Source organism: Intrasporangium sp., from assembly GCF_030452765.1.
GTDB lineage: Bacteria > Actinomycetota > Actinomycetes > Actinomycetales > Dermatophilaceae > Intrasporangium_A.
Window position 1 is genome coordinate 1 of record NZ_JAKDLO010000119.1, and the last position, 14,629, is coordinate 14,629.

The 14,629-nt window shown below is 69.4% G+C and carries 15 protein-coding genes and 1 pseudogene; 10 read left to right on the top strand and 6 right to left on the bottom strand.

Annotated elements, in window-relative coordinates:
- Positions 1 to 130: 130 nt before the first annotated feature.
- Complete coding sequence (locus L0H79_RS14630; RefSeq protein WP_301485368.1) at positions 131 to 502, top strand: MmcQ/YjbR family DNA-binding protein; 372 nt, start codon at positions 131 to 133, stop codon at positions 500 to 502.
- A gap of 984 nt (positions 503 to 1,486) precedes the next feature.
- On the opposite strand, the gene L0H79_RS14635 is transcribed toward L0H79_RS14630, so the two are convergent.
- From L0H79_RS14635 to vapB, 5 genes are all read right to left on the bottom strand, one after another.
- Positions 1,487 to 2,185, bottom strand: a complete 699-nt coding sequence (locus L0H79_RS14635; protein WP_301485369.1) for a DUF1156 domain-containing protein — start codon at positions 2,183 to 2,185, stop codon at positions 1,487 to 1,489.
- Positions 2,178 to 2,954 (bottom strand): ATP-binding protein, encoded by a 777-nt coding sequence (locus tag L0H79_RS14640; protein ID WP_301485381.1) that lies wholly within the window; start codon positions 2,952 to 2,954, stop codon positions 2,178 to 2,180. The genes L0H79_RS14635 and L0H79_RS14640 overlap by 8 nt, the downstream gene beginning before the upstream one ends.
- A 77-nt stretch (positions 2,955 to 3,031) precedes the next feature.
- Complete coding sequence (locus L0H79_RS14645) at positions 3,032 to 3,298, bottom strand: hypothetical protein (RefSeq protein WP_301485370.1); 267 nt, start codon at positions 3,296 to 3,298, stop codon at positions 3,032 to 3,034.
- Positions 3,299 to 3,330: 32 nt separating this feature from the next.
- Entirely contained in the window at positions 3,331 to 3,747 is a 417-nt protein-coding gene (locus L0H79_RS14650) for a type II toxin-antitoxin system VapC family toxin (RefSeq protein ID WP_301485382.1), read from the bottom strand.
- Between the two features lie 2 nt (positions 3,748 to 3,749).
- Entirely contained in the window at positions 3,750 to 3,983 is a 234-nt protein-coding gene (gene vapB, locus L0H79_RS14655) for a type II toxin-antitoxin system VapB family antitoxin (protein WP_301485371.1), read from the bottom strand.
- 361 nt (positions 3,984 to 4,344) lie between these two features.
- Between vapB and L0H79_RS14660 the strand changes: the two genes are divergently transcribed.
- The 9 genes and pseudogenes from L0H79_RS14660 to L0H79_RS14695 all read left to right on the top strand — a co-directional run bounded on the left by L0H79_RS14660 (position 4,345) and on the right by L0H79_RS14695 (position 13,319).
- A complete protein-coding gene (locus L0H79_RS14660) occupies positions 4,345 to 4,566 on the top strand; it encodes a hypothetical protein (protein WP_301485372.1) in 222 nt (73 codons plus the stop codon).
- A gap of 33 nt (positions 4,567 to 4,599) precedes the next feature.
- Positions 4,600 to 4,821, top strand: a pseudogene (locus L0H79_RS22250) (nucleotidyltransferase domain-containing protein); the annotation flags it as partial.
- A 78-nt stretch (positions 4,822 to 4,899) separates the two neighbouring features.
- Positions 4,900 to 5,379, top strand: coding sequence for a DUF6444 domain-containing protein (locus tag L0H79_RS14665; RefSeq protein ID WP_301485373.1), 480 nt, complete (start codon positions 4,900 to 4,902; stop codon positions 5,377 to 5,379).
- A 248-nt stretch (positions 5,380 to 5,627) separates the two neighbouring features.
- Complete coding sequence (locus L0H79_RS14670) at positions 5,628 to 6,017, top strand: helix-turn-helix domain-containing protein (protein WP_301485374.1); 390 nt, start codon at positions 5,628 to 5,630, stop codon at positions 6,015 to 6,017.
- Between the two features lie 9 nt (positions 6,018 to 6,026).
- Positions 6,027 to 7,316 (top strand): ATP-binding protein, encoded by a 1,290-nt coding sequence (locus L0H79_RS14675; RefSeq protein WP_301485375.1) that lies wholly within the window; start codon positions 6,027 to 6,029, stop codon positions 7,314 to 7,316.
- A 282-nt stretch (positions 7,317 to 7,598) separates the two neighbouring features.
- Complete coding sequence (locus tag L0H79_RS14680) at positions 7,599 to 8,645, top strand: serine protease (protein ID WP_301485376.1); 1,047 nt, start codon at positions 7,599 to 7,601, stop codon at positions 8,643 to 8,645.
- Positions 8,645 to 9,751 (top strand): hypothetical protein, encoded by a 1,107-nt coding sequence (locus L0H79_RS14685; protein ID WP_301485377.1) that lies wholly within the window; start codon positions 8,645 to 8,647, stop codon positions 9,749 to 9,751. Before L0H79_RS14680 ends, L0H79_RS14685 begins: the two co-directional genes overlap by 1 nt.
- A complete protein-coding gene (locus L0H79_RS14690) occupies positions 9,748 to 12,828 on the top strand; it encodes an AAA family ATPase (RefSeq protein WP_301485378.1) in 3,081 nt (1,026 codons plus the stop codon). The genes L0H79_RS14685 and L0H79_RS14690 overlap by 4 nt, the downstream gene beginning before the upstream one ends.
- Positions 12,825 to 13,319, top strand: a complete 495-nt coding sequence (locus tag L0H79_RS14695; RefSeq protein WP_301485379.1) for a hypothetical protein — start codon at positions 12,825 to 12,827, stop codon at positions 13,317 to 13,319. The genes L0H79_RS14690 and L0H79_RS14695 overlap by 4 nt, the downstream gene beginning before the upstream one ends.
- Before the next feature lie 451 nt (positions 13,320 to 13,770).
- On the opposite strand, the gene L0H79_RS14700 is transcribed toward L0H79_RS14695, so the two are convergent.
- Positions 13,771 to 14,331, bottom strand: a complete 561-nt coding sequence (locus L0H79_RS14700) for a zinc-binding dehydrogenase (RefSeq protein WP_301485380.1) — start codon at positions 14,329 to 14,331, stop codon at positions 13,771 to 13,773.
- Positions 14,332 to 14,629: the final 298 nt, after the last annotated feature.

Here is a 14,629-nt window from a genome sequence, read left to right on the forward strand (position 1 = left end):
TAGCGAGTCTGCCCCGCACCCCGCCCCACCCAGGAGCGGGGCGCGAACCATGCCAGAGGCGCCGGCCGCACAACTGCCCCGCCGAGGAGCGACGCGACAATGGCAGCGACGAGTCGGGAGGAGGAACTCCGTGGCCGACGCGGACGACGTGCGCCGACTTGCCCTGGGTCTGCCTCACGTCGATGAGGTCGAGAGCGAGGGCTTCGACTTCCGTGTCGGCGACAAGGGCTTCGTCTGGTCCTACCCCGAAAGACGGCCGGGCAAGCGACGCCTGATCCGGACCGACGTCGCGGTGCTCTTCGTCGGCGACGAGGCGGAGAAGCAGGCACTGCTGCTCGGCGAGCCGGACCTCTTCTTCACCGCACCCGGCTACGAGAGCATGCCGCTCGTCATGCTGCGGCTCGGCGAGGTCGACATCGACCGGCTCACCGAGCTCGTCACGGATGCCTGGCGGATGCGCGCCCCCGAGGAGCTGATCGCCGGCCTCGACCACGAGTCCTGACCCCTCGCCGGACAGGACACTCGATCAAGCGTGGCCCGCTCGCGTGCATGAGGATCGAGGCATCGGCCAGTCGGGTGATGCATCCGAAGCCTTCCTCGACGGGGTGCGGCTCCGCTGGAGGGACGCCGGTTCGTTGTTGGGCGGGGCGCTGCGTGCGTGTCCATTGCTCCCTTGGGCCTGAGTGGGCCCGCCGCCGGGCTGATTGGCGGCAGCTGGGATTCGCGGTCGGCCGGAGCTATCCCTGGGGTTTGCGCAGTTGCCGGGTTGACGCAGACGCCGGGGCGTTGGTCGTGGTCCTTGGCTGGTCGGCGCGGTCTGGATCGCGTGGAGCGAGGCGGTCTCGAGCTTGGCGACGAGGTCCCTGAGCCGTCGGGTGTTGTCGAACCACGGCTGGTACCGAGCGAGTTGCTCGTCGGTGAGGATCTTGGTCACGGTCTTGCCTGACGGTACGAGTCCACTGGGTGTAGGGCCCGTGCAGCACCGGCGGGTCTGCCTTGCAGGCACAGAGGTCGCTGAACGTCGTCAGCGCCACCAACTGCCGATTCGTGAACAAGTCTGCGAACTTGGTCAACCCGTAGTTGACGCACCAGACGTTGCGTGGGTCGAAGGCAAGAGGTTCTTCCGGGGACGTCGGCAGGCCGAGGAATCTGCGCTGCCTTGATGTGCTCCTCGGTTGGTGGCTGGTACTTAGGCTTCCGATGGCCTTCTGCGACAACGGAAAGCACCCGCGCACCCATCCGGCCAGCCATGGCTTCGGCCTTGACGTATGTGTCGCTCGTCGTGTCGTGGCAGACCAGGCAGTGAACTTCGCGCCCCGGCCCTGCTTCGGCGGGTAGGGCGGCCCCGCCTTGTCGACCCTGATCTCGAAGTCGACCTGCTTGCCGATCACGACGGGCTGGATCCACGTCGGGAGGTCCTTCTTCTTGGACAGCCACCACGTGCTGGCGAGCGGCATCTCGGCGCCACACGCCGGGTTGGGGCAGGTCACGGTTCTCGCCCAGATCCAGGCGACGACGTTCGCCGGCTTCCCGGCGACCTCGGCCTTGGGGTAGAGGTCGCCGATCCGCTGCTGCGCCTCGTCGCGCATCCACGCGCCATACCGCCGAACGTCTTCGGCGAGCCCGCTCGTGCGTGGCCAGCCGGCCACCCCCGCCACGTCGGAAGCGGCGCCCGGGAACACGGGGGCTGAGCGGCATACAGCGGCAGTATCTCGATGAGCGCCTCGTTGATGAGCACGGCGACCGGCTTCAGGTCGGACGCGTGGGCCTCCAGCCCGAGGCGCTGCGCATCGAGCGGGATGCTGCCACCACCGGCGAACGGGTCGAGGATCGGCGGGGGGCTGCCGTCGGTGGACTTGAGGATCTCCGCATGCGCCTGGGCGAGCAGGCGCTCGTCGCCGGCGTTCTCCCAGACGACGAGTCGCTCGATGAGGTCGAAGAGCCGCTTGCGCTCAGCGTCCTGAGCTTCTTGTGTCGGGAACTGCTCCGGCCGCGAGCTCGGGTCGTCGACAAGCTGCGCGAAAAGGACCGCCCGCGCCGCGGCGAGGGGCCGTCGGGCCCACCACAGGTGCAGCGTCGACGGGTGGCCGTGCCGGATCGACTTCTCGCGTGCCGACTCGCGGTTGATCGCCTCGAGTGGCAGTGCCACCTCGATGAGCTTGCGCTTCGTCGTGGGCTCACTCATCGACTGTCATCTCCTGTTGCTGCTTCGTCGAGGGCGTCGTGCCTCGTGTTCTACTCCCCCGCTTCGTGCGCGGGAACTTCGGCCCCTTGCCGTAGGCGACGGAGGGTCCGCGACTGGCCGTGCTGGTCTTGACGAGGACCTCCCGCTCGACAAGATCGCCGAGGTAGCGGGAGGCGGTGGCGGGCTCGACATTGGTCATCGTGCGGAGCACGCTCTCGGCCGCATCGTCGTCTCGCAGCAGCGCCGCAGACAGCGACTCTCCGTCAACGGTCCGCTCGGCGAGGAGTCTCGTGAGCACGATCATCGCGTTCGGGTCGTCCCGAATCTCAACGGGCAACCCCGCGACGAACACGGTCCACGCGTTGTTGGGTCGGCCACCCCGCAACGTGACCATCACGTACCCCCCATCCGTCTCGAACGAGGGAGGACGGTGACCGTAGCGCAGCATGTCGGCAACCATGCGATCAACTCCCACTCCAGCCGCCTCCCCGAGGTTCAGCAACCGCAGGGCATTGACGAGCGCAGCGTTACGCGTCGTCGACTTCGTCACGAGAAGGTTGTCGACTCCCACTCCGTTGACGAAACCGCCGGGCGATCGGACCGAGACCCAGTCGGGGGAGTGCTCCACCTGAATGGGGCCGCGGACCCGGTGGTCACGGTGCATGACCGCGTTGACGACCGCCTCCCGGACGGCGATCTCCGGCACGTCCGCGATGAACAATTGGGTACCTGAGCTGGGGAGGATGATCGGCGTCCGCGACTGCCGCATGTCCACGAGGTCGAGGACGGTGAGCAGGCCTTCGAGGCCGGGCCCGCGGAGACCACAGCTGCAAGGACCGCAAATAGTCACAACGCGAAGAGGTCCGACACCGCGTGGTCCGTCGCATTGTGCAGGTATGCAGCGCCGGCCAGCGAGTGCGGATGCTCGGCCAGGTAGTTGGCGAAGTCCGCGACGCAGTCGCCGCAGCCGACCACCTGCAGCGACCAATGGGTGATGCCGCAGTTGCGGTACACGAGGCCGACCCACGGCTCCGGGATACGCACGCGCACCGGGTTCCGGGGCGTCGGCGAGGTGGTGACGACGTTCCGCCCCGTGACCGGTCCACCCGCCACGGCGGCCCGGTCATGCGGTCATACCTGGTTCGTCATGTGGCGGGTTCACCCGAAGTAGTCCAGTCGGTGACGAGCAGCCCTGGCACGCGGTCGAATTCCCGTCGATTGTTCGTCACCACCGTCATCGCTCGCGATCGCGCATGTCCGCCGATGAGCACGTCATACGCGCCGATAGGGGTTCCGTTGTTGGTCAGAACCGCCCGAATGTCGCCGGCATGCTCTGCCGCCGCCGCGTCGAAGGGCAGCACGTCGAGGAAGGCGAGGAACTCGGCGACCGCCCTGCGGTTGTGGACGGGGTCCGACGACCTCCCCACGCCGAAGTGGAGCTCGGCCACGGTGATCGTCGAAACGGCCAGTTCGTCGGCGTGGCGCCGCATCCGTTCGCGCAGGGTGTCCCCCGTCCCACGCAGCACGTTGATGACGACATTGGTGTCGAGCAGGAAACGCATCGTCACAGCGCTGCTCGCTCCTGGAATGTGGGCTGGTCGCGGTGCTCTGCGAAGTCAACCGTCACCCGCAGGCCGTGGTCGAACCAGTAGTCCATGCGCCCACCGGAAGGCGTGATGACGCGCGCATCTCCCACGGCGATCACCTCGACCTCGCGGACATCGTCGGGTAGGGCGACATCCTTGGGCAGCCGCACGGCCTGTGTCTTGTTGTTGCGAAACACCGTGGTCCGAGTCATGGAGCCTCCTGCATATACAAGAAGTATATACACAGGCCCTCCCTCGGCGAGGATGTAGCGACTCGGTAGTCGCACTCGCCGAGGACTCCCCGCTCAAGTTCGCCGGTCCCAGGATCAGGCACTCAACGACGAAGCTCTCATAGAGCGAATGGGGCTCTTGCTGCAGAGGGTGGGGACCGCGGCGTACCGAATATACTTGATGACTGGGCAAGCCCACGACTTGCCGCCCCACCCCGGTGCGTATCCCGAGTTGTGCATCCTCGGCCGGGCGAACGCACGAACACAGCCTCATGATCGATGGCTTGACCGCATCGTCTCCGACCCTCGAGGACGGACTGACCGCGCTTGACAAGGTTCTCTTATGACGTTGCTGGCCGAGTATCGCTATCGCGTCGCCCACCGCGACGAAGAGTTCGCGCGGCTGCGCCGTGCGCTTGCTCTAGGGGCCACGATCGCCACCGACGTGAGCCAGCGCCAGATCGCAGAGGCTCTGGGCGTCACCCAGCCCGCGGTCGGCCAGCGGCTCAAGTTCGGCCCTGAGCTCGAGGACATACATCCCGAGGTCCTGCTCGAAGCCGCCTAGCCGCGCTAGCCGGTCCTCAAGGCACTTGCCGCCGACCGCGGCTACACGCGACTCGCCGTGTTTGGTTCCGCAGCACGGCACCAAACGCGCCCGGCCTCGGACATCGACCTGATCGTCGAAGCCCCCGCGGAGACGTCGTCGTCGAAGCCCCTCGCGGAGACCTCGTCGTCGAAGCCCTCGCGGAGACGTAAACATTCAGCCCCCGCGGTGACTGGTCCCCGGTTTTGCGCGGTCCGAGGCCCGCACGGACCGTGACTGGCGTTACGTGTGAGACAGGCGAACTCTCGACGTGTCGCTCCCTGATGTGACGCCCGGGGCTGGTGTGATCGGCTGGTGGCCATCCCGGAGGAACTCTCGCGAGACGAGCTGATCGCGTTGGTGCGGAAGCAGGCCGGCAAGATCGGCGCGCTGACGGCGCAGGTCGCGGACTTGGTGACGGCCAACGAGGCACTGGTGAGGGCCAACGAGGCGCTGGCGGACAGGCTGGCCCGGGTCGAGCACCTGCTCTCGCGCAACTCGGGCAACTCCTCGATGCCGCCGTCCGGGGACGACGGGCCGGGCAAGACCCCGCCCAAGAAGAAGACGGGCGGGCCGGGCCGGTCGCGGGGCAAGCAGCCCGGCGCGCGGGGCACGCACCTAGCCTGGAGCGACGAGCCCGACGAGCGCCAGAACCGGTTCCCGCAGGGCCGGTGTCGTGCGCGGGTCCCCCACAGCGAGGAGGCGCTGCTCGCGGCAGTGAGCCCGACCGGCCAGCTCCCTCGGGGTGCCGACAGAGCTTTTTCGGCGGCTGACCTGCTGCGCTCCTGGCAATGACCACGGCTCCAACGGCTGCCCCGACCGAGAGGCACCATTGCTGCCAAGGGCGGCACAGCGGCAGCGGCATACCGAAGAGGTTGTATGCCGCTGTGCCGGGGCCGCGCGAGCGCGCGATCCCCCCGGTTTGGGAGCTGCTCCCGGGCTGTCGGCTGTTCGCGGACGTGCCGAAACCCAAAATCGACCTATGGCTTTGGTCTGAGTGGTCAACGAATTATTGAGACCAAAGTTTTTGGTACTTTTGGGTCATGGACAGTGCAGGTCTGCGGCACCTCATCGCTGCGGGAGAGACCCTGCGGGTTGAGTTCAAGCGGGCCGACGCGGGGCAGCTCAATGACCGACAGATCGTCGAGGCAGTTGCCTGCCTGGCCAATGGCGCCGGGGGACACCTCATCCTTGGCGTCGACGATGAAGGGCACGTACGCGGCGCCGCCCCGAGACACGGATCAGCCACCGACCCGTTGCGCCTCGCCTCCCTCGTGCTCAACAGCACGGACCCGCCCGTTGCGGTGAGTGCAGATGTGCTCACGATGGACGAGCGCGACGTCATCGTCATCACCGTGCCCGCCATGACTGCCGGGCCCGTCGGCACCAAGGACGGTGTGTACCGCCGCCGCTCGATACGGATGGATGGCTAACCGGAGTGCGTGCCGTTCCGTGCGCATGAGCTGCTCAGTGTCGGCCTGACCCTGCAGGGGCTCGACTACGCAGCAACGCCCGCGCGCGGCGCAACGTGGGATGACCTCGATCCAGCGGAGTTCGACCGGATCCGAGCGCTCGCCCTCTCGGGTCGGGGAGATCGCACCTTGGGCGACTTGTCGGACCGCGAGATCGCGCGAGCCCTGCGGGTGCTGACGACCGATCTCGACGGGGTAGAAACGATCACTCTCGGAGCGATCCTGATCTTCGGCACGGATTCTGCACTGGAACGTTGGGCGCCAACAGCCGAGTGCCTCTTCCAAGACCTCCGCGACGGCGCCCGCACTGTCAACGAGTCGCTTCGCGCCCCACTCCTGCGTGCTGCAGAGGAACTGGAAAACCGGGTCAGCCTGCGCAACACCGAGACCGAGCTCCAGGTCGGTCTCCACCGGGTCGGGATCCCGATGGTCTCCAGTGCCACGGTCCGTGAGGGACTGGCCAATGCGATGGTTCACCGCGACTACAGCGAGCTCGGCCCGAGTGTCGTGCAGTTCGCGGAGGACGAGTTCCGCATCCACTCACCGGGCGGCTTTCTGCCCGGGGTGACCCTGGAGAACCTGCTGGAGCAGAGCAAGCCACGCAGCGTGGTGCTCGCAGACGCCTTCAAGCGCAGCGGCCTGGTCGACCGCAGGGGTATGGGGATCAACGACATGTTCGACAGTCAGCTTCGCGCTGGACGAGACGAGCCCGACTTCACGAAGAGCACCTCTCGATCGGTCACGCTCACGATTGGCACTGGGACCGCAAACATCGACTTCGTCCGATTCATCCTGAGCTACGAGGACGAGACCCAACGGCCGCTCAACCTCCCCGAGCTGCGCCTCCTTCACCGTCTGGTGGCCGTCGGGTCGAGCACCGCGGCGGAGCTGTCCACCGACCTGCACCTGACCGACGGAGCAGTCCGTACCACCGTGGCTCGGCTCGTGGAGCGCGACCTGGTCGAGGCCAGAGGAAACGGGCGCAATCGGCGCCTGCACACGACCGCGCGCTACTACAAGATGGCAGAGGACCGGAATGCGTATGTCCGCCTTCGAGGGATCGACGCTGCGCGACAGGACGAAATGGTCGTGCAGTACGTCCAGACATTCGGCAGCATCACCCGCGGTCAGGTCGCCGAACTGTGCCAACTGACCTCTGACCAGGCTCGCACCGTACTGCGACGGCTCGTCAGCGCGGGCCGACTCGCCCTGCGTGGTGAACGCAGACGCGCGCACTACGTGTCTGCGGTTGACGAGTGAATCTGCTTTGCCAGTGGGCTGCGAAAGCCGAACGACTGGTTCTTCGGTCGCGGCTACGGCCTGCCGACGGCCCGCCCCGACCGAGACGTACTGTTGCCGCGCACCGGGCGGACAGCGGCATACGAAGGTGAGGAGAACCGTGGCTACCCCGGCGTGCGGCGTATCACTGCGGGCCATTCCCGCCTCTGTTCACCGAGACGAGAGCTGGTGTGCACCGCCGGAGGTGGTCCGCATGACACACGTGGAGCAGCACCTGAGGCACGGCGCGACCGGGGCCCGGCCATGACCCACGCCCTGGACACCTATCCGCTCGACTTCAGCCGACCGGAGGTCCAGGCACTGCGCAACCAGCTCGTCGCGACCTTCGACTCGCCGGCCACGATCCAGTACCTCGCGAAGTCCTCTGGGGTGCAGACCGCCTTCATCGACATGTCCGGCCCGGTGGCCATCCTCTGGCAGGCGGTCCTCGACAGCGCCCGCAAGCAGGACCGGCTCCGCGTCCTGCTCAGCACCGCGGCCCAGGACCCCAACGGCGCTGCGATCAAACCGCTGCTCATGCAGCTCCTGCGCGAGACACCCGCCGCAGCGACGGACCCGGACGGTTCAGGGGTTTCGACGGACGTCACCGCATGGAAGATCGACCCCGCCGACCCCGGCGGGCTCGAGCGCACCATCGAGGCCCAGTCGAGCCTCCTCGACGTCTCCTTCCTCGAGCGAGGCATCGAGCTCAGCCCGTCGATCTGCAAGCTGCTCGTGACCCTCAACGACGCCAAGCGCTACTACGGCACGGCGTTCCGGATCGGACCGGACCTGCTGCTGACCAACCACCACGTCCTCTTCGACGACGTGGGGCCGGCGACCGCGGTCGAGGCCTGGTGGGGATACGAGCTCGCCTTCGGCGGGGCGGCCCGCGAGTACACGGTCGTCGCCTGCTCGCCGGAGTCGATCGTCGGCCGGGTCGACCACGACTGGGCGATCGTCCGGGCTGCCGGCCCGCTCCCCGACTCGGCGCAGCCCATCCCGCTCACCGGGGCGCCGGCGCCGAAGGTGCTCGACCGGGTCTACATCATCCAGCACCCGCAGGGGCGCGAGAAGAAGATCGGCATGATCCACAACGTCGTCGACGGCGTCACCGACCAGGTCATCCAGTACCGCACCGACACCGAGGGCGGCTCGTCCGGCTCGCCGGTCTTCGACGAGCAGTGGCAGGTCGTCGGCCTGCACCACCGCTGGGGCAGCAGGGTCACGAACGGACGCACCCAGTACTACAACCAGGGGCGACGCATCGAACGCGTCGCCGAGGGCCTCACCGCCGAGGGGGTGCTCTGATGGGGCTGCTCGACCGCCATCCACTCGAGGTGTCGCACCCGGACACCCTGGCGCTCATCACGTTCCTCTACCAGACCTACGAGACCAAGGCGCAGGTCCAGTTCTTCGCCAAGGAGGCGGGCGTGGACCTCGCGCTCGTCGACCTCGACCAGCCGACGGCGATCCTCTGGCAGTCCGTGACCGTCGCGGCGGCCAACCAACGCAGGCTGCGGGTCCTCGTCGACCGGGTCCGACTCGACGCCAACAGCGCCGGCGGCACAGTCCTGATCTCGCGACTGCTGACCGAGCCCGTCGAGGACGCGCCGGCCCCGGTCATCCAACCCTTCGCAGCGGCCGGGCCGGTGCTGACCGACAACACCTTCGAGGCAGGCCTGCTGTGGGACGACCTGCCCTTCATCGACCGCACCCGCGTCCGCGAGCACCTCAAGAAGATGATGCTCGGGCAGGCTTCCCGCCGGGCGCTGCTCGTCACCGGTGACCGGGGCGCCGGCAAGTCGTACACCCGCCAGTTCATCTACTACCTGTCCGACAACGGCGGGCCTGCGCAACCAAGCATCAAGCCGATCGACCTGTCAAGACATGGTGGCGCCCCCATCGACGAGCGAGAGCTCGCGTCATCTGTGGCCACCAAGATCGTCGGCCGGGATGCGCCGACCTTCGATCCCGACGCGAAGCCGGAGACCATCGTCAGGTTGTTCATGTCCTGGCTCACCGACGAGGTCAGGGCGAGGAACGAGCCAATGTGGCTTGTGTTCGACGGCCTCACAACCATGACCGCCACCGGCGGTGCGCTCCGGCTCGTCGATGCGATGGCGCGGGCTGCCGCCAACCGCGATCTCGGTCCCCTACGCGTCGTGGTCCTGGGCTACGAGGGCAATGCCGCCTCGGCCGGGCTCGCGCTCAGCGAGTCGCTCGCCCATCCGACACGAGAGGACGTCAAGGTCTTCTTCGCGCGGGCCGCCACGGCGCTCCAGGGCGCCGCACCGGACGACGACGCCCTCGAGGACCTCGTCGACAGCTTCGGCGCGATCGACTCCGTCCCTCTGGACGTGCTCGGTCCGAGCGCCCTCGAGCACGTCAGGACCGTCCTGGGGACGGCATCGTGAACGAGCCGGAGCGCGCACCCATCGTCAGTGCGCAGGAGATGCGGAGCAGGCTCGAGGCCCTCGGGCTCCGACCGAGGGACGTCTCGGTCGCCTCGGGCCCCGGGGCGGCGCCGAGCTCCGCACCAACCGGGGAGCCCGCGCCTCCCACCCCCTTCCAGCGGCGCTGCCGCGAGCGCGTCGTCCTGCTCGACTACTTCTCCCTCGACGCCCTCCGCACCACGGCTCGGAAGCCCCCGACCCCCGAGGCACCCTCCGGGCCATCGCTCCTGGGACGCGTCTGGCGCGCCATCGTCGGCGGCACTGACGACCCCGGCACGACACAGGACCCAACAGCACCGGACCCGCCCGAGCTCGCGGACCTCAACGGCTTCGTCAGCCGCGACTGCGACCTCGTCATGACCCGACTCGGCACGGGCTGGCGCCTGCGCCTCCCCGTCCGGCACGAGACCCTGGGGCGCCTCGGTGTCGGCGGCACCCTGGCCGTCCTCTCCCGGCCCGACGCCGTGGCCGCGGCGGCAGACGACATCACCCACCGCATGGCGCGCCGGCTGCTGGAGGGCGAGCGCGACCTCAGCGAGCTGTCCGCAACCGAGCTGAGCGGCATACTCCGTGCGGTCGAGTGGCTCACCCCACTGGGACTCGACCTGCCCGCGGAGCCCGCCGTGCGCGTCGCCCTCGACCTAGCCAACGTGCTCGAGCCGCTGCGTGCCCTGGCTGGTCCGGTGTTCGTCGGGCGCGAGCGCGAGCTCGGCATCCTCGAGGACCACCTGTCCCAGCCCGACCACCCGCCCGTCATCCCCCTCGCCATCCACGGTCCGGGCGGCATCGGGAAGTCGACGCTGCTCGCACACTACGTCCTCGATCACGTGGGTCGCGGACCGGGCGGAGGGGGCGTGCGCCCACTCCTGTTCTCCTACCTCAGCTTCGACCGGTTGGAGCTCGACGCCCAGTACCCCCTGACGCTGCTGTCCGAGGCAGCGAGACAGATCTGCCTCCAGGCGCCCGAGCTCGTCCGGCCACTCGCCCAGGTGGTCCGCGAGATCGACGAGATCCTGGGTGCACAGTCTGCGCTGCGCAACGAGGCGGCCCATTCGCGGGGCAGCTCCACACGCGACGCCGGGCGCTACCAGGCCGACGCGGCCATCGTCGCCGAGAGGTTCGCCGAGGCGGTCGGGTCGATTGCCGGGAGCCCGCCCCTGCTCCTCGTGCTCGACACCTTCGAGATGGCGCAGCGCCGGAGTCGCTCGTTCCTGTGGCAGCTGGACGACGCGCTCCAACGCATGCAGCTCCGGCTGCCGACGCTCCGCGTCGTCGTCGCGGGTCGGGCTCCGGTCGAGGAGCTCACGGTCCGCAACCTGCCGCTCGAGGGGCTGGACGATGAGCAGTCGATGGCGCTCCTGACCCGGGCGCTGGGCACCCACCACGTCGACCGGCGCTTCATCGAGCTCGTCGTCGACCGGGTGTCCGGCAACCCGCTCAGCCTGCGCCTCGCCGCCGACCTCATCATCCGGGAGGGCTCGAGAGCGCTCGGCTCGGGACGCGGCCGCCGCCGGCTGCTCTACGACCTGCGGGCCGAGCAGGTCCAGGGCGTCCTCTACCGGCGGATCCTCGACCACGTCGACAAGCGGGTCCGGCCGCTCGCCAGCCCCGGCCTCGTGGTCCGGCGGATCACCAGCGACGTCATCCGCGAGGTCCTGGCCGAGCCTTGTGGCCTCGGCCCCCAGACGCCGGGGCAGGCCGCCGCCCTCTTCGAGCTGCTCCGGCACGAGGTCGCCCTCGTCACCGAGGCCCGGCCCGGGCTGCTCGTGCACCGCGCCGACGTGCGGCGAGAGATGCTCCCACTTCTCACGGCAGATGACCCGGGCCGGGTCCGCGACATCCACGAACGGGCAATCGCTTACTACGAGAAGCGAACCGAGATCGACGACCAGATCGAGCACCTCTATCACCGGCTGATGCTCGGGCAGCCGACCGAGACCCTCGACGCGCACTGGCAGCACGCCGCGGCAACGTTCCTCGAGGACGCGTGGGACGAGCTGCCCCCGGAGGCGCGCGTGTACCTCGCCGGGAGGCTCGGCAGGGAGGCGGACCCGAGCGACCTGGCCGCGGCCGACCGCACGGCCTGGATCCGTCAGGCGACGAGCCAGGCCCGCTCGCTGCTCGACTCGGGCCAGCCGGGCCAGGCCCTCCAGATCCTCGAGGCCAGGCCGCTCGTCCCCCGGGACCTCGCGGTCACGCGGCTCGTCGTCGAGGCACTGGCCTCGCAGGGACGCGACCCGGAGGCACTGGACGAGGCGTCCCGGGCGATCGCCGAAGCCGACGAACGGGGTATGCCGCTCGAGTTCCTCCAGCTGAACCTGCTGGCCGGCCGCGTGGCCGAGGACGAGGCGGCGAGGACGTTCGCGGACCTCAGCACCTTCACGCGGGCACGGAACCACTACCTCGAAGCCCGCGAGGCCGCTCTCGACTTCGGCGCTCGCGCCGAGGCGATGACGGCCGGCGTCGGTGTGCTGCGGGTCATGCGGCGCTCCACCGCCCTCCAGCGCGACGTCGCCCTCGCGGAGCTCCATGCGCAGCTCGTGGCCGAGGCGTCATCGCTCACCGAACGCGACAAGGCCATGCACCCCGGCCTGCTTCGCGAGCTCGCGGCCGAGCTCGGTGACGAGCTGCCGGAGCTGCTCGCCGACGCCGCGCGTCACGTCGGGGTAGAGACCGAGGGTGAGTCGGCGAGCCAGCTGCCGGCCGAGGCCCAGGAGGCGCTGCGTCACGCAGCCACCGCCGCGCCCCAGTCGGCCGAACCCGGCGAGCTGCCGCCCCCGGTGGGGAGCGCGCCGGGGGGTTGGACCTGGTCCTGGGGCCACGATGAGGACGAGCCCGGGTCACGCGACCCGTCCCCCGCGCCGCCCCCGAGCCAGCACACCGCCACCTCCAGCCAGGCTGGCCAGAGCGTCGCCGAGGCGGTCCAGTCGGCTCCTCGCGACGAGAAGCTCAAGCGGTCGCTGCGGGACTACTGGCGGTCCGAGGCCGACCGCCCGTCCTTCGACTACGACGCAGAAGGAGAGGGGAAGGGCTCGTGACGAGGCCCGCTGAGCGGCATACCCCCGCGGATGGGAATGGCGTGCCCTGGCACCTGCTCTTCTTCGCGGCCGCGCTCGTCACCGTCGCCTACATCGCGTTCGCGATCGTGACGTTCAACCGCGCCGACGACAACGGCGTCGGGGAGAACCAATGGCTGCGCACAGTCTTCGTCATCCAGGGACTCGAGGCCATTGCCTTCACGGCGATCGGCTGGCTCTTCGGCCGCGAGGTGCATCGCGGGGAGGCTGCGGCGTCCAAGGAGCAGGCGGGCGAGGCGAAGCAGGAGGCACAGGAGGCGCGCGCTCGCTCCGAGGTCGCCGGGCGGGACGGCTGGCGCCTCGCGGAGGCGATCCGGGCTCGGGCCGAGGTTGCGGTTCCCGCGCAGACCGACGGCGGCGACGAGAACGCCCCGGCCGGCGAGCCGCCCTTCGCCGAGCGGGGACTGGCGTCGCTGAAGTCCCTTGCGGACACGCTCTTCCCGCCGCGCTGACGAGATGCTGCCGTATGCCGCTGAGCCGGCCCGCTCGGCCCGCTCACTGACTGCGCTGCCCGGGTCGCGACTGCTCGTTCGGACAGTGACTGTCTTGTCGGCAGGTGACTGCTGGGGCACCAGCAGTCGAAGGCGCCAAGAGCAGTCGGAGGCGCCACGGCTGCTGCGAGGCTGATCTGGAGGAAGCCGAGCTCGCGGGCGCACCGGAGCGAGCCGGCGTCGATGGCCTTGAGCCCTGCCGCGCTGACGATGCCGACGAGCAGGGACTTCGCCGCGAGGCCGGCGATCGCCTGACCCAGGTTGCCCGGACCGATGATCGTGATGTGTGCCATGGCTAATCCTTCGAGCCGATCGGATGACGCTTCTCCGACTTCAAGCGCAGGCTAGTTGAACCCTCAATCATTGACACCACTGCGGCCGTTACTTGTTGGGCACTGGACTCTGGCCAGGGTCACGCTCCGGGGCGGTCGCTGACCCTGATGACTGCCCGCCGGGTCAGCTCTCCGCGGGCCTGACGCCCCCACGCCGCCGGCCCGTTCGGCCAGTCGACAACGTCTTGCGAGACCGTGAGCTCCCCGGCGGCGGCGTCCTCCAGGACGGTGCCGAGGACAGTCCGACGCTGCTCGGTGGTCAGCGAGTTGTTCGTGTAGCCACGCAGGTCGATCGACCGGGCCCGGACGAAGACCGACGAGAACTCGGCGGTCGCGCCCGCCGAGCTGCCGAGGTTGACCAGCCGGCCGCCCTCACCGAGGACGGTGATCGCCGAAGTCGCAGGTATGCCGCACAGCGGGTCGACGACGAGGTCGACTTCCCCACCGACCACCTCGCGCATCCGCGCCGCGAGGTCCGCGGCGTCTTCACCGTCGCGCAGCTGCACGGTGGCATCGGCGCCGCGCTCGGCCGCGACGCTCACTCCCTCGGCGGACCGGGACACCGCGACGACGAGGCCGGCACCGTGCAGCCGGGCGGCCTGGGCGGCGACCTGCCCGACGACGCCGCTCGCACCGAGCACGATGACCCGTTCGCCCGGGGGCAAGACGTCCGCGGGTCAGCGTCATCCAGCCTGCGACCGCCGACAGGCCGAGCGCGGCGACGACCTCGTGCGCCACGCCCTCGGGCACCGGGACGAGGTCGTCGTCCACGGCCACGGCATACTCCGCGAGGGCACCCGTCCCCGTCGACCGTGCCGGCGGTCGTCGGGAACCGGACGACCGTCCCCGCAGCCAGCGTTGAGGACTCGACGACGCGGCCGACGCCCTGGACGCCGGGCACGTACGGCAGGGTCCGCGGGCCGAAGTACGAGCTCCCGG

Excerpts from the sequence above, each read along its gene's own strand:
- L0H79_RS14635 (WP_301485369.1), bottom strand. The coding sequence starts at position 2,185 with ATGAGTGAGCCCACGACGAAGCGCAAGCTCATCGAGGTGGCACTGCCA.
- L0H79_RS14640 (WP_301485381.1), bottom strand. The coding sequence starts at position 2,954 with ATGCGGCAGTCGCGGACGCCGATCATCCTCCCCAGCTCAGGTACCCAA.
- L0H79_RS14650 (WP_301485382.1), bottom strand. The coding sequence starts at position 3,747 with ATGCGTTTCCTGCTCGACACCAATGTCGTCATCAACGTGCTGCGTGGG.
- vapB (WP_301485371.1), bottom strand. The coding sequence starts at position 3,983 with ATGACTCGGACCACGGTGTTTCGCAACAACAAGACACAGGCCGTGCGG.
- L0H79_RS14660 (WP_301485372.1), top strand. The coding sequence starts at position 4,345 with ATGACGTTGCTGGCCGAGTATCGCTATCGCGTCGCCCACCGCGACGAA.
- L0H79_RS14670 (WP_301485374.1), top strand. The coding sequence starts at position 5,628 with ATGGACAGTGCAGGTCTGCGGCACCTCATCGCTGCGGGAGAGACCCTG.
- L0H79_RS14680 (WP_301485376.1), top strand. The coding sequence starts at position 7,599 with ATGACCCACGCCCTGGACACCTATCCGCTCGACTTCAGCCGACCGGAG.
- L0H79_RS14685 (WP_301485377.1), top strand. The coding sequence starts at position 8,645 with ATGGGGCTGCTCGACCGCCATCCACTCGAGGTGTCGCACCCGGACACC.